General features: G+C 62.4%; 20 protein-coding genes. 7 read left to right on the top strand and 13 right to left on the bottom strand.

Features of this window, described 5'->3' with window-relative positions:
* Nucleotides 1–575, top strand: a 575-nt coding sequence (locus LQT98_RS13165) for a DAK2 domain-containing protein (protein WP_231462737.1), incomplete at its 5' end; no start/stop codon positions are given.
* Between the two features lie 168 nt (nucleotides 576–743).
* Here the strand turns inward: LQT98_RS13165 and LQT98_RS13160 are convergent.
* The 3 genes from LQT98_RS13160 to gluQRS all read right to left on the bottom strand — a co-directional run bounded on the left by LQT98_RS13160 (nucleotide 744) and on the right by gluQRS (nucleotide 4,277).
* The gene (locus tag LQT98_RS13160; protein ID WP_231462736.1) at nucleotides 744–1,505 is read right to left on the bottom strand and encodes a M15 family metallopeptidase; all 762 of its coding nucleotides are present in this window, start codon (nucleotides 1,503–1,505) and stop codon (nucleotides 744–746) included.
* Between the two features lie 142 nt (nucleotides 1,506–1,647).
* Nucleotides 1,648–2,988 carry an amino acid permease gene (locus LQT98_RS13155; protein WP_231462735.1) on the bottom strand — a complete coding sequence of 447 codons (1,341 nt, stop codon included), beginning with the start codon at nucleotides 2,986–2,988 and terminating at the stop codon, nucleotides 1,648–1,650.
* Between the two features lie 398 nt (nucleotides 2,989–3,386).
* Nucleotides 3,387–4,277, bottom strand: coding sequence for a tRNA glutamyl-Q(34) synthetase GluQRS (gene gluQRS / locus LQT98_RS13150; RefSeq protein WP_231462734.1), 891 nt, complete (start codon nucleotides 4,275–4,277; stop codon nucleotides 3,387–3,389).
* Between the two features lie 135 nt (nucleotides 4,278–4,412).
* Between gluQRS and fdxA the strand changes: the two genes are divergently transcribed.
* A complete protein-coding gene (gene fdxA / locus LQT98_RS13145; protein WP_231462732.1) occupies nucleotides 4,413–4,736 on the top strand; it encodes a ferredoxin FdxA in 324 nt (107 codons plus the stop codon).
* Nucleotides 4,737–4,864: 128 nt separating this feature from the next.
* Here fdxA and cheD read toward each other — a convergent pair whose 3' ends face one another.
* The 10 genes from cheD to LQT98_RS13090 all read right to left on the bottom strand — a co-directional run bounded on the left by cheD (nucleotide 4,865) and on the right by LQT98_RS13090 (nucleotide 15,602).
* On the bottom strand, nucleotides 4,865–5,473 hold the full coding sequence (cheD, locus tag LQT98_RS13140; RefSeq protein ID WP_048410535.1) for a chemoreceptor glutamine deamidase CheD: 609 nt from the start codon (nucleotides 5,471–5,473) through the stop codon (nucleotides 4,865–4,867).
* Nucleotides 5,470–6,546: a protein-glutamate methylesterase/protein-glutamine glutaminase gene (locus LQT98_RS13135; RefSeq protein WP_231462731.1), complete on the bottom strand. Its 1,077-nt coding sequence runs from the start codon at nucleotides 6,544–6,546 to the stop codon at nucleotides 5,470–5,472. The genes cheD and LQT98_RS13135 overlap by 4 nt, the downstream gene beginning before the upstream one ends.
* Nucleotides 6,547–6,584: 38 nt before the next feature.
* Nucleotides 6,585–7,412 (bottom strand): CheR family methyltransferase, encoded by an 828-nt coding sequence (locus tag LQT98_RS13130; protein ID WP_231462730.1) that lies wholly within the window; start codon nucleotides 7,410–7,412, stop codon nucleotides 6,585–6,587.
* A gap of 40 nt (nucleotides 7,413–7,452) precedes the next feature.
* Nucleotides 7,453–9,801, bottom strand: coding sequence for a methyl-accepting chemotaxis protein (locus LQT98_RS24125; protein ID WP_331282547.1), 2,349 nt, complete (start codon nucleotides 9,799–9,801; stop codon nucleotides 7,453–7,455).
* A 4-nt stretch (nucleotides 9,802–9,805) separates the two neighbouring features.
* Nucleotides 9,806–10,360 carry a chemotaxis protein CheW gene (locus LQT98_RS13115; RefSeq protein WP_231462729.1) on the bottom strand — a complete coding sequence of 185 codons (555 nt, stop codon included), beginning with the start codon at nucleotides 10,358–10,360 and terminating at the stop codon, nucleotides 9,806–9,808.
* Nucleotides 10,357–12,366: a chemotaxis protein CheW gene (locus LQT98_RS13110; protein ID WP_231462728.1), complete on the bottom strand. Its 2,010-nt coding sequence runs from the start codon at nucleotides 12,364–12,366 to the stop codon at nucleotides 10,357–10,359. Before LQT98_RS13110 ends, LQT98_RS13115 begins: the two co-directional genes overlap by 4 nt.
* A gap of 47 nt (nucleotides 12,367–12,413) precedes the next feature.
* Nucleotides 12,414–12,779 (bottom strand): response regulator, encoded by a 366-nt coding sequence (locus tag LQT98_RS13105; RefSeq protein ID WP_231462727.1) that lies wholly within the window; start codon nucleotides 12,777–12,779, stop codon nucleotides 12,414–12,416.
* 216 nt (nucleotides 12,780–12,995) lie between these two features.
* Nucleotides 12,996–14,078: a PP2C family protein-serine/threonine phosphatase gene (locus tag LQT98_RS13100; protein ID WP_231462726.1), complete on the bottom strand. Its 1,083-nt coding sequence runs from the start codon at nucleotides 14,076–14,078 to the stop codon at nucleotides 12,996–12,998.
* A gap of 22 nt (nucleotides 14,079–14,100) precedes the next feature.
* Complete coding sequence (locus LQT98_RS13095; protein WP_048410528.1) at nucleotides 14,101–14,406, bottom strand: STAS domain-containing protein; 306 nt, start codon at nucleotides 14,404–14,406, stop codon at nucleotides 14,101–14,103.
* Nucleotides 14,407–14,444: 38 nt separating this feature from the next.
* The gene (locus LQT98_RS13090) at nucleotides 14,445–15,602 is read right to left on the bottom strand and encodes a sensor histidine kinase (RefSeq protein WP_231462725.1); all 1,158 of its coding nucleotides are present in this window, start codon (nucleotides 15,600–15,602) and stop codon (nucleotides 14,445–14,447) included.
* 179 nt (nucleotides 15,603–15,781) lie between these two features.
* Between LQT98_RS13090 and LQT98_RS13085 the strand changes: the two genes are divergently transcribed.
* The 5 genes from LQT98_RS13085 to LQT98_RS13065 form a co-directional block, all read left to right on the top strand.
* Nucleotides 15,782–16,735, top strand: a complete 954-nt coding sequence (locus LQT98_RS13085; RefSeq protein ID WP_019103159.1) for a chemotaxis protein — start codon at nucleotides 15,782–15,784, stop codon at nucleotides 16,733–16,735.
* Nucleotides 16,736–16,775: 40 nt separating this feature from the next.
* Nucleotides 16,776–17,717, top strand: coding sequence for a chemotaxis protein (locus tag LQT98_RS13080; RefSeq protein ID WP_048410526.1), 942 nt, complete (start codon nucleotides 16,776–16,778; stop codon nucleotides 17,715–17,717).
* Between the two features lie 51 nt (nucleotides 17,718–17,768).
* On the top strand, nucleotides 17,769–18,164 hold the full coding sequence (gene cheY / locus LQT98_RS13075) for a chemotaxis response regulator CheY (protein ID WP_048410525.1): 396 nt from the start codon (nucleotides 17,769–17,771) through the stop codon (nucleotides 18,162–18,164).
* A gap of 45 nt (nucleotides 18,165–18,209) precedes the next feature.
* A complete protein-coding gene (gene cheZ, locus LQT98_RS13070; RefSeq protein WP_231462724.1) occupies nucleotides 18,210–18,968 on the top strand; it encodes a protein phosphatase CheZ in 759 nt (252 codons plus the stop codon).
* A 51-nt stretch (nucleotides 18,969–19,019) separates the two neighbouring features.
* Nucleotides 19,020–19,464, top strand: a 445-nt coding sequence (locus tag LQT98_RS13065; RefSeq protein WP_231462723.1) for an Hpt domain-containing protein, incomplete at its 3' end; no start/stop codon positions are given.

Raw genomic sequence — 19,464 nt, 5'->3', positions numbered from 1 at the left:
CCGCCGCCGCGCTGGATGCCGCCGAACCCCTGCTCACCGAACTGGACGCGGCCTGCGGCGATGGCGACCTGGGCATCAGCATGCAACGCGGTGCCGCGGCGATCCGCGCCTTGCCCGACGCGGCCTGGAGCGCGCCCGACATCGCCTTGCGCGCGGTGGGCCAGGCCTTGCGCCAGGCGATAGCCGGTAGTTCCGGTCCGTTCTACTCCACGGCCTTGCTGCGCGCGGCGCGACGACTGGAAACGGTGCCGGCGCCCGGAGCACGCGACTGGGCCGCGGCCTTCAAGGACGGCGTTGCCGCCATCGCGGAACTGGGCGGCGCGCAAGTGGGCGACCGCACCATGCTGGACGCCTTGTCGCCCGCGGCTGATGCGTTCAGCACCGCTCTAGAGGCCGGCCATCCCCCCGCCGCGGCCTGGCGCGCGGCGCTGGAGGCGGCTGAGCATGGCTGCGCCGCCACCGCCGCGATGCGGCCGCGCCTGGGCCGCGCCAGTTATCTGGGCGAGCGGACGCTGGGCGTGCCCGATGCCGGCGCTAGCGCCGCGCTGGTCTGGCTGAAAGTCTTGGCCGGCTAAGAAGCCGGTTCAAAGTCTCGCGAGTTAAGGCGAGACAAGGCGAAAACGAGCGACAAAGCGGAACGTACAAACGGTAATGAGTGTTTTCAACGCCGTATCGCCGACGCGCAGCAGATCCTAAGTCCGATGCGGACCGCCGCGCTCTCCAGGGCACGGCGGCCGCGTCAATCAAGCGTGCTTGAGCAGCGCCGCCGCTTCCGCTTCCATCGATGGATAGATCCAGTCCCTGCCCACCGCCTGCGCCCACAAGCAGTCGCCCAGATCGTAGTGCCACCATTCCTCGTGGTAATTGCTGAAGCCGGCCTGCTTCATCAAATTGAACAGCACGCGGCGGTTGTGGCGCACCTTCAGCCAGCGCTCAGACGAGAAACCATGCGTCGGGTCCGGCTCCGCCTCAAAGAAATCGCTGCGCGACGCCGGCTCCGCCGCGTCAAAGCCGGTGCCGAAATCGCACATCTCACCCGTGTCCAGCCGGCAGATGGCCAGATCAATCGCGCCTCCAGAGTTATGCGGCAGCACCGCGAAGCGGGCGGTGTCATCGGGGTGGGCGGCGAACATGCGCGCCTGACGCTCCACCGCCTCCGCGTCCCAGTCCGGATGCGCGGCGGCCACATCGGCCAGCACCATCTGGAACAGATCGGCCTGGGTTTCGCGGCTGCGATAAGCATCGAACAGCTGCAGTCCGTAGCCCGGCGCCAAGCGCGCCGCGGCCTCGCGCAAGCGGCTCGCGACGAACTCCCGCGCCAGCATCGGCTCGGCGCAACCCTTGCGGCCGGCGCGGTGATAACTGTTTTCCGGCAGCAGCCCATCTGCGCGCAACAGCGCGCAAGGCGCGCTTTGCTCACGCATCCGCGCCAGTGTCGCGGCATCCGGCGCGGCGTAGCTGAAGTCGATGGCGGTGAGCAGATCGGCGGCGGCGCTAATCTTCATGGCGTGAATTCCTCCAGGAGCAAAGCGTCTTAGTAAGCCATTTGCGGTCGGCATAGGCAAGCATCCGGCCTCATGACGAAAAACCGACGGACATGAAAAACGCGGCGCCAGGCCGCGTGGTTCAAATCAACGCCCCATGCGCTCAAGACGGATCGGCGTAGCGCTCCTTCACCTGCCAGACATAGACCGGCAGGCCCAGCAGCAGCAGAATCATGCCCCACATCACGATGTCGGCGCCGGAGCCGTACAAGGCCCACACCGAATAGGCGAAACCGACGCCGGCGAAGCACAGCGGCGCCAGGAAGTCCTTGCGCTGGAATTGCTGCGGTCGCATCAGCATGATGGCGAGCAAGGCCATCGAACAGAAGGCGTAAGGCAGCAAGGTGGTGGCGGTGGCCAGCAGGATGATGAATTCGAAAATCTTGACGCCACCGTCGCCGCCGGCGTATTTCATCGCCATCAGCACCGTCACCAGCCCGCTGGACAGCAGCAGGCCGAAGATGGGCACGCCCTCGCGATTCATCTTCGCGAAACGGCGCGGGAACAGTCCGTCGTGCGCGGCGGCGGCCGGCACATGGGCCTGCATCAGGCTCCAGCCATTGAGCGCGCCGAAGCAGGACACGATGGCGCCGAAGCCGACCAGGTAATAACCCCAATCGCCCCACATCAACCGCGCGGCGTCGGCGAACGGCGCTTGCGAGGCGGCCAGCAGCGCCGGCGGCATCAGGCCCATCAGCGATACCGTGGACAGGATGTACAACACGGTGGCGATCAGGGTGCCCAGCACCGTCGCGCGCGGGATGTTCTTCTCCGGCTCGATCACGTCACCGGCCGGCACCGACGCCGACTCCAGCCCCAGGAAGGCCCACAAGGTCAGCGCCATGGTGGCGGACACCGAGCTGAGCAAAGGCTTGCCGTGCGGATTGAACACGATGTTATCGGCTTGCAGATGGAAAAAGCCGATAAAGGTCACCGCCGCCAAAGGCAATAGCTTCAACAGCGTGGTCACCACCGCCACCAGGCCGGAACTGCGCGCGCCGCGGCTGTTGATCCAGGTGACGATCCAGATCAGGCTGATGGCGAAGGCGCCGGCCAGCAGATTGTCATGCCCCAAGGCCGGGATGAACACCTGCATATAGCTGGTAGCGGCCACCGCCAGCGCGGCATTGCCGGCCCATAGCGCTATCCAGTAGCCCCAGGCGATCCAGAAGCCGGCGAAGCCGCCGAAGGCTTCGTGTATATAAGCGTAAGGTCCGCCCTCCTTGGGCAGGATGGCCGCCAGCCGCGCGAACACCAAGGCCAGGCAGATCGCGCCGGCGGCGGTGAGCAACCAGCCTATCATCGACACGCCGCCGAACGGCGCCAAGGAGGCAGGCAATAAAAACACGCCGGAACCTATCATATTGCCCACGACCAGGGCGGTGCACATCCACACGCCCAACGCCCGCTTCTTGGTGTTGCTGTCTACATTGTCATTGCTCAAGGCTTGGTCTCCATCGGGCCTGCCGATTGCGGACGCCGCTCATCGCGGCCGCTCCGCGCTGTCATGATGCATGGCATGCGCGCGCTGACTGAAATAGGCCTGACCGGCTCTGTTCCAGTACGGATTAAGTCCGTAGAAAAAGCGCCCATGATAGTGGCGCGGCGCGGCGAGCCGGGCATGCTTTCTACGGAGCGCTTGACCGGGGTCAACAGAAACGGCGGTTGGCACCAGCGCGCATGCGCGAAAAAAGGCGGCATTAGAACACAAATTCAACATAAAAACAGGTCGCATTTGTGTTTTTTTTTCGCGGCACGGCGCGGATGGACTGCCTCCGCCAAGCCTGAGGCGGCAGGACTCACGCAAATGCCAATATAGGAGAAAAACTCAAGCCCGCGGTATCAGGCATCGATGGTGATCGGCCCCGCCGGCACGCGGTCCAGCGACCAACTGGCGCGCGCCCATGCCCACAACTCGGCCAGGCTGCCGCAGTCCGGCGGCGGCGTATGGCCCAGGCGGCTCAGCGCCTGTCGCAGTTCCGCGGCGGCGGCGGCGGCGGAAATCGCCGGCGCCAGCGTCTGCTTGGACAGTTTTTCCCCGGCGGCATTGACCAGCACCGGCAGATGGCAATAAGCGGGGGTGGGCACGCCCAGCGCTTGTTGCACCGCGATCTGGCGCGGCGTGGACACCAGCAGGTCGGCGCCGCGCACCACGTCGGAAACACCTTGCTCGGCGTCGTCCACCACCACCGCCAGCTGATACGCCCACAAGCCATCGGCGCGCAGCAACACGAAATCGCCGATGTCACGCGCCAGGTTCTGGCTGTATACGCCCTGCAGACGGTCTTGCAGCGAGGTCTCCCCGTCGGCCAAGCGCAAGCGCCAGGCGCGCCCCCCTTGCTCCGGGGAACGCTGCCGACACAAACCGGGATAGACGTAGCCGTCCAGGCCACGTCGCGCCAGCGCGGCGATGTCCTTGCGCGTGCAATTGCACGGATAAGCGTGGCCGGAGGCGATCAGTCGCTCCAGCGCATGCCGGTACAGCGCGTGGCGACGGCTCTGGTACGCCACCTCGCCATCCCATTCGAAGCCGAAAGCGTCCAGAGTCCGCAGGATATGATCCGCGGCGCCGGCCATTTCCCGCGGCGGGTCCAGGTCCTCCATCCGCAGCAGCCATTCGCCGCCGCGCGCGCGCGCCTCCAGATAGCTGCCTACGGCGGTACACAGGGAACCGGCATGCAACAGGCCGGTGGGACTGGGGGCGAAACGCCCGCGATAAGTGGCAAAGGTCATGACGGCGATGTGAATTTGCGGCGGACAGGGCTTGCGCAGGGAATTTCTGGCTAATAATGTTGACTGATACGCTCACCAATCATCACCCGGCCGCCAGAGCTTGCGGCGGCCCGTTTCGACGACAAGGAGCCGGACATGGCCTACGTTGTAACCGATGCCTGCATCAAATGCAAATACACTGACTGCGTCGATGTCTGCCCGGTGGACTGCTTTCACGAAGGCCCCAATTTCCTGGCGATAGACCCGGAAGAATGCATAGATTGCACGCTATGCGTGGCGGAATGCCCGGTGAACGCGATTTACGCCGAGGACGACGTGCCGCCGGGCCAGGAAGGTTTCATCGCGCTGAACGCCGAACTATCCCGGATCTGGCCCACCATCACCGAGAAGAAGGACCCGCTGCCGGAGCATGAGGACTGGGCCGAGCTTGAGGGCAAGCTGCAACACCTGAAGCGCTGAGAATCTGTTCGCGGATCTGCTGCGCGTCCAGAGACATGACACGGTGAGTTGCGCTTCGAAATGCTCATCGGCCGCAACGCCTTGTCTCGCCCTTGCTCGCGAGAGCGTGAACGGTTCGGAGCAGCGATTCAGATGAACAGCTCGATATCCCCTGACTTGCCCGCCACCTCCGGCTGCATCACCTGCTGCCGGTAGCGGTTTTCCTCGCTGATCAGGCTGCGGCTGCGCTTGAGCTTCTTGACCAGCACCTTGCCGCTGTCGGTGAAGAAGTACACTTTACGCGCGCAGTCGCCCAGCAAGTCCTCGGCCAGGATGGGAATGTTTTCCGCGTCCAGGTAGCCGTGAATGAAACGGCGGTTGCGCTCGCCCACATTCATCACCGACATGCCGTCCAGCACATTGCCGCCGCCGAAGACCTTGGCCTCCATCCGGTGGCGCATCGCGCCCAGTTTCTGCATTTCGGTGATCATCAGCTCCATCGCGTGCACGCCGAAACGCGCGGCGGACGCGCCCTCGCCGACATCGATGCTGCCGTCCGGCAACAGGAAATGGTTCATCCCGGCCACGTTGGCCACCCGGTCCAGCATGCACACCGCCACGCAGGAGCCCAGCAAGGTGACCAGCAATTGCTGCTGGCCGGTCACGTAGAAACCGCCGGGGAACACCTTCACCGCCTGGCTTTGAAAATGTTTGTCGAAATAGGAATGGCTGCCGAAATGCACCGCGCCCTTGTTCATGACATCGCCTTTTCCGCCTTGCCATACAGGCAGGCCATGATTTTGGAGGGCAGCGCGTCCAGCGGCCACTCCTGTTGCACGCCGCCGGCCTTCATCGCCTCGCGCGGCATGCCGTACACCACGCAGCTGGCCTCGTTCTGACCAAAGGTGACCGCGCCGGCGTCGCGCATCTTGCGCATGCCGTCCGCGCCGTCCCGCCCCATGCCGGTCAGAATCACGCCGATGGCGCGCTTGCCCAGACAGGCGGCCGCGGAATCGAATAGCGGATCCACCGACGGACGATGCCGGTTCACCTTTTCGTCCTGCGTCAATGCGATATGGAAGTTGCCTAGCACGCCCTGTACCCGCATATGCCAGTTGCCGGGCGCGATATAGGCGACACCGGGCTTGATCGGCTCCCCATCCTCGGCCTCCTTCACCCGCATCGGGCAATAGCTGTTCAAGCGCGCGGCGAAGCCGGCGGTGAAATACTCCGGCATATGCTGCACCACCAGGATGGGCGGGCAATCGGCGGGCAGCCCGCTGAGCAAGGCGCGGATCGCCTCGGTGCCGCCGGTGGAGGCACCGATAAACAGCATCGCCTGCTGCGCGCCGGCACCTAGAGGCGGCACCGGAGGCGGCGGCGGATCGGCGGGACGGTGAAAGCGATGCGGCGCGCGCACCCTGGCCGCCGCCGCAGCCCGGATCTTGTCGCGGATTTCATCGGCGTAATCGCCCATCCGGCGCGCGATATCGTGCGCCGGCTTGGACAGGAAGTCGATGGCGCCCAGTTCCAGCGCGGTCAAGGTCGCTTCCGAGCCCTGCTGCGTCAAGGAGGAAATCATCAACACCGGCGTGGGCCGCAGCCGCATCAGCCGGCGCAGGAACTCCAGCCCGTCCATCCTCGGCATTTCCACGTCCAGCGTGATCACATCCGGGTCCAGCGCGCGGATGCGCTCACGGGCGATCAGCGGGTCGGACGCGGTGGCCACCACTTCCAGATCCGGCGCCTCGTTGATGATGGAGGTCAGCAGATTGCGGATCAGGGCGAAGTCATCCACCACCACTACCCGAATTTTCTTTTCAAGCGCCATCCACGCTCCCGGATCGATAAATAGGCCGCACGCGCCGGCTAGGCCAGCCGGTAGCTGGTTTTGCCGCAGGGCAGGAACGCGTCGCTCAGGTGCAGGATGTTCTCCGAATGCCCCAGCAACAACAATCCGTCCGGGGCCAGGTGCCGCGCCATATGATTGAGTATGGCCGCCTGCGTCGGCTTATCAAAATAGATCAGCACATTGCGGCAGAAGATGACGTCGAACTCGCCCAGCTCCGGCCAGGACGGCGCCACCAGATTCATCTGGAAAAACGTCACCGCGTCTCGCAGCCGCTTCTTCACCCTCACCTTGCCCTCGTTGGCGCCCACCCCCTTGTCGAAGAAGCGGTGCAACTGCGCGTCCGGCAATTTGCTGGTGCGTTCGCTGCCATAAACTCCACGCATCGCCTGCTGCAGCACATGGGTATCGATATCCGACGCCAGCAGTTCGAAAGGAAAGGGCCGCATGCGCTCGGCCAGTTCCGCCAGCGTCATCGCGATGGAATACGGCTCCTCGCCGGTGGAGGAGGCCGCGCTCCACACCCGGTACGAGCGTCCGCGCCGCGCCCAAGCTTCGGCATGCGCGCGCAACATGCCGAAATGATGCGGCTCGCGAAAAAAAAACGTCAGATTGGTGGTCAGCGCATTGACGAAGTTCTGCCACTCGTCCGCCACCTCGTCGCGCTCCAGCCGGTCCAGATATTCGGCAAAGCTCTTCAGGCCCAGCGAGCGCACCCGCTTGGCCAGCCGCGCATAGGCCATATGGGTCTTGCTGTCGTTCAGCGCGATGCCCACCCGCTGATACACCATGCCGCGGATGCGGAGGAAGTCATCGGGAGTGAATTTGATATCCAATTCCAGCCCCATCAAGCCTGTATTCCCCGGCCCGCCGCCCGGCTAGCCGGGGTCAAAACTCCTCCCACTCGCCATCGCTCAGATCCACCTGCGGCCGCAGGCGCTCCGGTACCTGTATCTTGCCGGCCGGCTTGGCCGGCGCGGGCTTGAAGCCAGGCAGCGGCGCAATCGGCTCCGCCAATGGTGCGATACGCGCCGGCACGGCGCGCGGCCTCAGCGCGGAATCGCTGAGCTTGAACACTTGTACCGCGTCGTCCAGATAGCGCGCCTGCTCTTCCAGCGACTCCGCCGCCGCCGCGGCCTGCTCCACCAGCGCGGCGTTCTTCTGAGTATTCTCGTCCATCTGCGTCACCGCCAGGTTCACCTGCTCGATGCCCGAGCTCTGCTCTATCGATGCGGCGGATATATCGCTCATGATGTCGGCGACGCGGCGGATGGAGATCACGATCTCGTCCATGGTGCTGCCGGCCTCGTCCACCAGCTTGGAGCCGGATTCGACCTTGGACACCGAGTTGCCGATCAGGCCCTTGATCTCCTTGGCGGCGGCGGCGGAGCGCTGCGCCAGATTGCGCACCTCGCTGGCCACCACGGCGAAGCCGCGGCCCTGCTCGCCGGCGCGCGCGGCTTCCACCGCGGCGTTGAGCGCCAGGATATTGGTCTGGAACGCGATGCCGTCTATCACGCTGATGATGTCGACGATCTTGCGCGCGCTGTCATTGATCTCGTTCATGGTGGCCACCACGTCGCCGACCACCTTGCCGCCGCGCGCGGCGATGTCGGACGCGCCTATCGCCAGGCTATTGGCTTTCTTGGCGTTTTCGGCGTTCTGGCGCACCGTGCTGGTGATTTCCTCCATGCTGGAAGCGGTTTCCTCCAGGCTGGCCGCCTGTTGCTCGGTGCGGCTGGACAGATTGGCGTTGCCGGACGCGATTTCGCGCGCGGCGGTGTTGATCGCGTCGGTGGATTCCTTGATATTGGCGACGATTTCCTTCAGGCGCTCCACCGTGGTGTTGGTGTCGTTCTGCAATTGGCGGAACAGGCCCTGATAGTCGCCCTTGATCGCATGGGTCAGATCGCCCTTGGCCAGCGCCGCCAGCACGGTGGCGATATCGCCCAGCCCCTGGCTGGTCACCGTCAGCAACTGATTCACGCTCTCGCCCAACTGCCGGAAGAAACCATCCTTGCCTTCCAGATTGATGCGCTGCTCGAAATCCCCGGCGGCGGCGGCGGCGATGATGCCGGCCACTTCCTTCTCGATTTCAATCTCCCCGGTACGGTCTTTCCATTCCACCACCGTGCCCAGCCGCGAACCATCGGTGCCGAACACCGGATTGGCGACCAGCCCGAAAATACGCGTGCCTATGCTGATCTGCGCGCGATAGGTCGAGCGCAGATTGGCCAGCAGGTCGCGCTGATGCGCGGGATTGCTATGGAACACATCCATATTGGTGCCCAGCAGCGTGCGCGCGTCGAAATTGGGCAGCGCCTTGCGCATATCGGCCTCGGCGCGACGCAGCATTTCCATGACGCTGTGATTGGTGTAGATGATGTTGCGTTCGTTGTCGGCGATCATCACATTGGTGGAAGCGTTGTCCAGCGCATTGCGTACCCGGATGTTCTCTATCGCCTTCTCCGCCAGCAGGCTCATCGACGCGAACAGGCTGTGCTTGTCGCCCGGCTTGACCTTGATTTCGGAACGCACCTGGCCTTCGGTCAGCTCGCGCATCACCTTGACCAGCTCTGCCGGCTCGCCGCCCAGTTGGCGCATCAGCGAACGGATGATGAAGACGCCGAAGCCTACGCCTATCGCCAGAGCCAGCAGGGTGAACACGAACATCAGCCTGTAGGCCTGCTGCGAATTGTCGCTGGCGTCCTGGCCGGCCTTGCGCATCAGGCCCTCTTCAAATGCGATGTAGCGATCTATCGAATCCATGTATTTGAGCTGGGTGTCGCGCAGCGTGACGAACAGATAATCGCGCGCCTGCACTTCGCGCCCCTGCGCCTGCATGCGCCGAAACACCGCCAGTTCGGAGCGGAAGTTGGCTTCGTCGGCGCGCATGCCTTCGAACAGCGGGCGCCCGGCGCTGCTGACATTGGGCTCCAGTTGCGCCATCCGCTGCGTGAGCTTGGCCAGGTTATTGTCGATCTCCTGGTTGAACTCCTTGATCAGCTGCGGATCCTTGCTCAGCAGCAGATTGCGCACATCGCGCGACGTCAGGTTGACGTTGGCGGCGAGCTTGTGCGCGACGCTGACTTGCGGGATATGCACGCTGGAAATGCCGACCAAGTCCCCGGCCACCCCCTGCAATTGCCGGACCGCCAGCGTCATCGCCACCGCCAGCAACAGGATCAGCAGGCCGAACCCCAACGCCAGCCTATGCATCACTTTCATATTGTTCATTCTTCTACCCCTCAAACACGTCTGCGACGCCGGGGCTCGCCCGGTCCGCGGCATCGGTCAGCGCCATTTCCTCGCTGCCCATCAGGCGCTCGATATCGACCACGATGATCATGCGGTCGTCCAAGGTTCCCAGTCCTTCGATATAGGCGGTGTCCACCGCCGCGCCAAACTCCGGCGCGGCGCGCAACGCCTCCCGCTCCAACTGGATCACGTCGGACACCCCGTCCACCACCGCGCCGATGACACGGCCGAACACATTCAGCACGATGACCACGGTGAATTCGTTGTACACCGGCTCGCCCAGGCCGAACTTCAGCCTCAGGTCCACAATCGGCACGATGTGGCCGCGCAGATTGACCACGCCCTTGATGAATTCCGGCGCGTTGGCGATGCGGGTCACCGCATCGTAGCCACGGATTTCCTGCACCTTCAGAATATCGATGCCGTACTCTTCCGCGCCCAGCGTGAACACCAGCAACTCATTGCCCGAGCGCCGCTGCGCCAGCCCCGGGTCTTCCCGTTCCGCCCCCATCTGTCCTCTTCCCTTATCTATTCTCATGCATCCAGCGCCTGTGCCGCCCGCTGGTTGTGCCGCGCGATCGCGGCGATGTCCAGGATCAGCGCCACTTGGCCATCGCCAAGAATGGTGGCGCCGGAAATGCCATCCACCTTGCGGTAATTGGTTTCCAGGTTTTTCACCACGAATTGCTGTTGGCCGATCAAATCGTCCACCAACAGCGCCAAGCGGCCATGGCCGGCCTCCACGATCACCAGGATCGCCTCGCTCGGCATTTCTCGCGCTTCCGGGATGGCGAAGAACCGGCCCAGCGACACAATGGGCAGATATTCGCCACGAATGCACACCACCTGGCCGCGCGCGGCCACGCTCTTGATATCGTGCGGCGCGGGCTGCAAGGATTCCAGCACCGCGCCCAGCGGCATCACATAAGTTTCCGCGCCGATGCGCACCGACATGCCGTCCATGATCGCCAGCGTCAGCGGCAGATGAATGCCTATGGTGGTGCCCACATCGGCCATGGAATCGACCTCGACACGGCCGCCCATGCTCTGAATATTGCGCTTGACCACGTCCATGCCCACGCCGCGGCCGGACACATCGGTCACCTCGTCGGCGGTGGAAAAGCCGGCTTCGAATATCAGCGCCCATACTTCGGCGTCGCTAAGCGAGTCCGGCGCCGCCAGCCCGCGCTGCCGCGCCGTGGACAGAATCCGTTCCCGGCTCAGGCCGGCGCCATCATCGCTGACTTCGATGACGATATTGCTGCCCTGATGGAAGGCGCGCAGCGTCAAACGCCCCACCGGATCCTTGCCCCTGGCCTGCCGCGCCTCCGGCGCCTCTATGCCATGGTCCAGACTATTGCGCACCAAATGGGTCAACGGGTCTGACAGCTTTTCGATGAAACCCTTGTCCAGCTCAGTGTTCTCTCCGCTCATCTGCAACTCAACCCGCTTGCCCAGCCGGCCGGCCAGATCGCGCACCACGCGCGGAAACCGGTTGAATACAAAGGCGATAGGCGTCATCCGGATCGACATCACCGCCTCCTGCAACTCACGCGCATTACGCTGCAGAGCGCCGATGCCGCTGAGCAGGCGCTCGTGAGCCACTGGGTCCAGCCTGGTGCCGGACTGCTCCAACATGGACTGAGTGATCACCAACTCGCCCACCAAGTTGAGCAGCAGATCCACCTTGTCGATATTGACTCGAATCGAGCTCTCGCCGCCCAGCCCGGCTCGCGCCGCCGGCTTGGCCGCGTCGATACCCGTCGCCGGATCGCTGCTTCCCCCATCTCCAGGCGGCGGCTCGAAGAGCCCGAAGCCGTCCCCCTCCAGCCAGACCCCGTTGTCGGGTTCCGGACTGGCCTCGAGAAACAGGCCGAAACTGCCCTCCTCCTCCACGCCGTGGTCCACATTGATGCGGAAACTGTCCTGCGGCACCGCGAAGGCCAGCGACTCCGCCACCTCCGCCGCATCCAGCGGCGAGGTGAATACCGCCACCCAAGGCAGGTTTTCCACCGTTTCGCCACGCTGCACCACGCTTAAATCGCCATGCTCGGCCAGCGACTCCAACACCGCGTCGATATCGACATCGGCCAATGGGTCCAGCTCCAGGTACAGCGTCCAATGGCGCGTCTCCTCCGGCGGCTTTCTTTCCGCCCTGGCCGCCGTCGGCTCGGCGGCCAGCGTCTCCAGCCGCGCCTTGATCGTGGCGGCCAGCGCCGCGTCGGAGACGCCCTTGCCCTTGTGCGCGGCCAGCATGCCGAGCAACGCGTCCTTGGCGCGCAGAATCACGTCCACCATGTCCGCGCTCAAATCGCGGGTGCCGCGCCTGACCTCGTCCAGCAGGCCTTCGAGCACATGAGTCAGGTCCGCCATGTCGGCAAAACCAAAAGTGGCGGCGCCGCCCTTGATTGAATGCGCGGCGCGAAACACCGCGTGCAAATCCTCCTGCTGCGGACAGGACGGATCCATGCCTAGCAACAGGCTTTCCATGCTGGCCAGATGTTCATCCGCCTCATCAAAAAACACTTGATGAAACTGCGACATGTCGATTGCCACAAGCTTGCTCCTCGCCGTGCCCAAGATCAGCCGATTCAGCCGATCACGCGCTTGACCACGTCCAGCAGCTTCTGCGGATCAAATGGCTTGACCAGCCAACCGGTGGCGCCCGCCGCGCGCCCCAATGCCTTCATCTGATCACTGGACTCCGTGGTCAGCATCAGTATCGGCGTCGTGGCATAGGACGGCAGCTTGCGCAAAGAGCGGATCAAGGTCAGCCCATCCATGCCCGGCATGTTCTGATCGGTCAGGACCAGATTGAACTGCCCGCCCTGGGCCTTGCTCAGGCCGGCATTGCCATCGCCGGCCTCAACCACCTCATAGCCGGCGCTCTTCAAGGTAAACGACACCATCTGGCGAATCGAAACGGAATCGTCAACCGTCAATATTTTTTTATGCATAACATCCCCGTTCCAGGAAGCCGTTCGCCGCCCGAGCGCCATGCGCGCCGGACGGAAGCGCCCCCAACACCTTGCACATGCTCAGCCGCCGTCGCCTTTCGGCCACTGCGCAATGGGCGTCGCGCCCAAAATGCTGAAGCTCGCACAGATATTCATCGTTGATCAACTAAAAGCGGGACACGCTGCCGCGCTCCATTCAGTATGCCGTCACTCCCCCTAACGATCCGGCAACGGCCGGGCCGGCGCAGCGGAAAACCGCTCCAGCGCGGTCGGCACCGCGAAGGCCAACGACGACATATCGTCATTGTAAGGACTGGCGAAGCCTAGCGGAATCGAAGGCAGGGGGCCATAGCCGAACGAGCCGGCGGCGGCGATGCCGGACAAGCTCAGCAAGCGCGACAGCAGATAGGGCAGGTCCGACTCCTCCATGCCGTCGCTGTGCGCCAGGAAGTGCTGTCCCTCCGCCCACTGCAGCGTCAGCGGCACCCGCGGCTCGATATCACCGCTCAGGCCCAAGGGGCTGCACATCGACGGAAAGCGCCGCTCCAGGCGTGAAGACAGAAACAGCAGAATATCGGGCATGCCGGCATTGAGCAGACGCACCTGCCGGCCCGGCCAGTCGATTTCCAGCAGCGCGGCTCCGACATAGCGCCCATCGGCCACATGGCGGAACATATAGGCATTCAGCTCCGCCAGCGTCTCCGGCGACAAGGCTTGAGACAGCAGGCAGCGCGACGCGCCCAGCACCAGCAGCGCCGCGTCCAAAACCGAGCCCTGGCCATGGCCGGAGGCATCGGCCAGAATCAGCAAAGTCCGGTCCGGCAAATCCGCGCGCAACACCACGTCGCCGCCGCTGACGTCCACCGGCTTGACCGACACTTCCAGCGGAAACAGATGCGGCGGCGAGTCCGCCGAACGATACAAGGACATCGCGCCGTTGATGATGTCGAACGCCGCCTTCCCGAACAGGCAGGGGCACAAGGACTGCTGCTGCCAACACCAGGCCAGCAGCCGCTGGCGCAGCAGCTCCATGTCGAAACCGCCACGCAGGAAATGAATATTGGGAGAGGACAGCCAGGGCGCGGCGCGCCCCGACAGAAAAACCCACAGAGGCTTGCCGCTCTCCCATTGCTCGCATAGCGCGAGCGGAGCGTCGCTCAAATCCGTCAGCCAAAGATCCTGCCTGCCGCCCACCGCGAAGTCGGCGCCACCGCAAAACCGCCAGTCCAGCGCCGACAACCAGGGGTCGCTGCGAACCCGTGCCTCGGCATCAGCGGACAACCAGGCCCGGATGCGCACAGACGCTCCAATGCAAAAGTGATTACTTGATGGTGAACATCTTGTTGAAGCAAGCGATTTCGAATACCTGCATCACCGCCTCGCGACAGTTGATCAGGACCATGGTCTTCTTCTGTCCCGCCGCGCGCTCTTTCAGCAGCAGCAGCATGCCCAGGGCGGAGCTGTCCAGGAACGGCACTTGATCAAAGTCGATCTCGATTTCCTGCACCTCCGGGTTGTCCAGCAACTCTTGGCTGGCCTGGCGGAATTCCCGGTGCAGATTGAAATCGAACTGCCCGATCAGCATCATTTTTCCAACTCTGCCCTCAACTTTGACAATGGGTCTCATGCGGCGTCCTCGGCTTTCTTGTGTAAACGGCACATCCATCACGATTGCATCATCGGAAGACTGAGCTCAAAACACGCCCCGCCTTCCCCCCTATTGAAACAGCGGACTTGGCCGCCCAGTTCATCCACCACTTTCTTGACAATGGCCAGCCCCAGACCGGTGCCGCCCGGCCGCGTGGTGAAAAAGGGCTCGAACATCTTGTCCAGCTGTTCCGGGTCCAGCCCCGGCCCGGCATCCTCCACCCGAAACAGCAAGGCCGCGTCCTGGCTTTCCACCGACAAGCGCAACACATCGCCGGCCGCGGAAAAATGCCAAGCGTTTTCCAGCAAATTCACCAGCGCGCCTTGCAGCGCTTTACGGTCCACCAAAACCTTTATGGCAGATGACACTGCCACATTGCAATCAAAAAGCACACCTTTTTCATGACATTGTGGTTGCATGACAGCGCGCAGATCATCCAGCAATCCGTCCAGGTCCAGGGGCTCCAGCGTCGTCACTTGGCCACGGACATAACCCAGCATGTTCTGGATCAAGCTCTCCAGCGCCCGCATCCTGGCCAGGCTCTTGTCGACAAAGCGAGCACGGTCCTCCGCCCGGGGGATATCCTGCTTCAGATTGGCCGTGTACAACATCGCGGTGGCCAGCGGCGTGCGCAGTTGGTGGGCGAGCGCCGCCGCCATGCTGCCCATGGACGCCAGCTTCTGTTGGCGGGCCAATTCCCCGGTCAATTGATGCAAACGCGATACATCGTGAATAAGCACAATCTGCCCGCCAAAAGAGGGCAACTCCTGACATTGCATCGTCAACACCAAACCCGGCTCGCCATGCAAATGGCAATAGGTGCCATCCAGTTCGGAACGCTCCAGCCCCGACAACGCATCCTGCCATAAAGCGCCTACGGAACAACCGTTTAGCATTCGACTGGCCGCGGGATTGATCGCGTTGACCACGCCTTCGGCCGATACTTGCACCACGCCAGCCGGCAGTGTCTCCAGCAATAAACCCAGGCGCTCGGCCAGCATCGCGTTCTCGTCGCGCTGTTTGCGCAGCTGATTGTTGGCTTCGTCCAGCTGCGCGTTGAGAACGGCCACCTGGCTCTCAAGTTGTCTATATGCATCAATGAGTTGGCTTGAGACGGCATTGAATTGCTCGAATGCGGCCTCCAATTGCTGCTGATCTTTCAGGCTTGAAACCATATGCCGAATCGCTTGCGAGTTATTTGTAAAAACCACTTAAACAGTATGATAATGAATGGGTATCGCTGAGCCAACTTGTTATCTGGCATGCAGCTCAGCAAAAAAAACCGGGCAAAACCGATATCTGGCGTATAAAGGGTAGTAGTACGCCACTTCAAAAGAATGCAGCGGAGGTTTCTGTGTCAGAGCTTCTCAAAAAAATCGACGCCAGGACGAAGCTGGCCGGCACCAACAAGCTGGAAATCCTGCTGTTCTCGTTGGGCCAGGATCAGCGCACAGGGCGCAAGGAAATCTTCGGCATCAACGTGTTCAAGGTGCGCGAGGTCATGCGCACCCCGGAAATCACTTCCGCACCTGAAATGCCGTCCTCGGTGGAAGGCATGGTCAGCCTGCGCGGCGCGCTGGTGCCGGTGATCGACCTGGCCAAATACACGGGCGTGGTCACCAGCAACAAGCCGGAAATCATGATCGTCACCGAATACAACGCCCACACCCAGGGTTTCCTGGTGGAGGCGGTGGACACCATTCTGCGGCTGGACTGGTCGGCAATGCGCGTGCCTCCTGAAATGATCACCAACCGCATGGCCGGCCTGGTCACCGCGGTGACCGAGCTGGACAACGGCACGCTGGTGATGATGATGGACGTGGAAAAGGTGCTGGCGGAAACCACCATCATCGACGACGGCCACACCTTCCTCGGCATCGAGCCGGTGAAGGAGCCGCGCCGGATTTTCTTCGCCGACGACTCCGCGGTGGCGCGCAAGCAGATCGAGCGCACGCTGGAGGCGATGAACATCCAGTACACCTCCGCCATCAACGGCATGCGCGGTTGGGAGGAATTGCAAAAGATGGCCAACCAGGCCGACCTGGCCGGCAAGAAACTGTCGGACTCGCTGCACCTGGTGCTCACCGACGTGGAAATGCCGGAAATGGACGGCTACATGCTGACCAAGATGATCAAGAGCGATCCGCGCTTCAACGGCATTCCGGTATTGATGCACTCATCCCTTTCCGGTTCTTCGAATCAGAAACTGGGCGAATCGGTCGGCGTGGACTCCTACGTCGCCAAGTTCGAGCCGCAGAAACTGTCCATGAAGCTGCGCCAGATGCTGAATCTGGAACCCAAAGACTAAGATCGTAAGTAAGCAAAAGCATTAAGGGAGAGGGACAGATATGGCAGCCACAGACGCCTCCTTGCTTGCAACCGTTGACGCCAGGACCAAGCTGGCAGGTTCCAACAAAATGGAGATTCTGCTGTTTTCGCTCGGCACGCGGGAAACCTTCGGCATCAACGTGTTCAAGGTGCGCGAGGTATCGCAAACCCCCGCCATCACCAAAACACCGAACATGCCGTTTGGCGTGGAAGGCGTGCTGTCGCTGCGCGGCAATATCATCCCGGTCATCTCGCTGGGCAAATTCATCGGCGCCGATCAGAACCGCAGTTACGACACCATGATCGTCACCGAATTCAACAAGAGCACCCAGGCCTTCCTGGTTGACTCGGTTGACCGCATCATCCGCGTGGACTGGGACAAGGTGCGCGCGCCGGAGAACATGATGATGGCCTCCGCCGGCACCAATCAGAACCTGATCACCGCGATCACGGAACTGGAAAACGGCAAGCTGGTATCCATCCTGGACGTGGAGCAGATCCTGGCCAGCGTGGTCGGTGAACCGCGCCTGCCCGACGTGCCCACCGCCCAGCTGGAAAATGACCAATACCTCTTCTTCGTCGACGACTCGGTCGTCGCCCGCAAGGAAATCACCGGCGTGCTGGAGAAGATGGGCATCAAATTCCAGCAAGCCACCAACGGCCGCGAAGCCTGGGACAGGCTGCAAACCTTGGCCAGCCGCAATTTCGGCGAGGACGAATGCCTGCACGACCACCTGAAGATCATTCTGGTGGACGCCGAAATGCCGGAAATGGACGGCTACGTGCTGACCAAGCTGATCAAATCCGATCAGCGCTTCCGCGGCATTCCGGTCGTGATGCACTCGTCGCTGTCGTCCAACGCCAACCGGGCGATGGGTTCCAGCGTCGGGGTGGATGCCTATGTCGCCAAGTTCGACCCAGGCGTGTTGGCCGAAACTTTGATTCCATTCCTGCAGAGGTAGTCGCTACAATATGCGGCTCGATGGAATTCAGATAAATCAGGACACACCTCAATGGCAGACAAGAATATTCGCTTCCTAGTCGTAGACGACTTCTCCACCATGCGGAGAATCGTGCGCAATCTTTTGAAGGAACTGGGGTTCACCAACGTCGACGAAGCCGAGGACGGCATGGTGGCGTTGCACAAGCTGAAGACCCAGCACTTCGACTTCATCGTCTCGGACTGGAACATGCCCAATATGACCGGCATCGAGCTGCTCAAAGCGGTTCGCGCCGACGCCCAGCTCAAGCACCTGCCCTTCATGATGATCACCGCGGAAGCCAAGCGCGAAAACATCATCGAAGCGGCCATGGCCGGAGCCAGCGGTTATATCGTGAAGCCTTTCACTGCCGCCACCATGGAAGAAAAAATGAACAAGATCTTCCAAAACCTGAATAAACCAGCCTGAGTGCCGAAAAAAAACGGTCTGCGTCAGTATTGAGGAGGATTTATCGTGTCCAATCACATCCTGGAAAGCGGGGACAACCCGGAGCTTGAAGCGCTGTTCGACAGCATCGCGACACAGCAAAGCGAGGCCGAGCCTCCGCCCGCCGCTGCGCCCGAAGCCATCGCCGCCGCTCAAGCAACCGGCGCTGCCGGCGGTCCTACCTCGATGTACGAACAAATTGGTCAGTTAACCCGCAAAATGCATGATGCGCTACGCGATTTAGGCTACGACAAATCCCTGGAAAAAATGGCCGATGCGATTCCGGACGCCAAGGACAGGCTGACCTATATCGCCACCCTGACGGAAAATTCGGCCGAACGCGTGCTCAACGCCACCGATCTGGCCAAGCCCTATCAGGACCAGTTGGAAAGCAAGGCGCTGGAGCTGTCCTCACGCTGGGAACGGCTGTACGCCAACCTGCTGACAGTGGAAGAGTTCCAACAACTTGCGGCCGACACGCGCGGCTACTTAAATGAAGTGCCGGCCCAGACCCAGGCGACCAGCACCCAGTTGCTGGAAATCGTCATGGCCCAGGACTTCCAGGATCTGACCGGCCAGGTCATCAAGAAGATGATGGGCATGGTCAAGCTGTTGGAAAGCGAGCTGGTCAACTTCCTGATCGAGTTTTCGCCCGAGGCGAAAAAAGAAGAACTGGGCATGGGCAGCAATCTGTTGAACGGCCCGGTCATCAATCCGGAAGGCCGCACCGACGTGGTCAACAGCCAGCAACAGGTCGACGACCTGCTGGAAAGCCTGGGCTTCTAACGAACAACACGCAGAACTAGGCACGCGAGCAAGGCGTGGCGGGGGTGGAAAATGAGCGAATTTGCCGGCATGGAAGAGCTGCTGCAAGACTTCCTGATGGAGTCTACGGACCTTCTCTCCGATGTAGACAATAAACTGGTGGAACTGGAAAAGCGTCCGGAAGACAAAGCGCTGCTGAACGATATTTTCCGGGGCTTCCACACCATCAAGGGCGGCGCGGGCTTTCTCAACGTCGGCCCGATGGTCAATTTGTGCCACCGCACCGAAAACCTGTTCGACAAGCTGCGTAACGGCGAGTTGCACATCACCGCCGGCATCATGGACGTGATTCTGGACGCTACCGGCATCGTGCGCGACATGTTCGGCACCATGGGCCAGGGCCTGATGCCCAGCGACGCCGATCCGCGCGTGCTGGCGGCGCTGGACGCCGCGCTGGCCGGCGAAGCCTTGCCCGGCGACGCGCCGGCGGAAGCCGCCGCTCCGGTCGCCCCCGCAC

It is taken from the genome of Chromobacterium aquaticum, from assembly GCF_021129195.1.
GTDB lineage: Bacteria > Pseudomonadota > Gammaproteobacteria > Burkholderiales > Chromobacteriaceae > Chromobacterium > Chromobacterium aquaticum.
The sequence above is the reverse complement of the archived record's forward strand: the minus strand, read 5'-3'. Positions and strand labels throughout refer to the sequence as shown.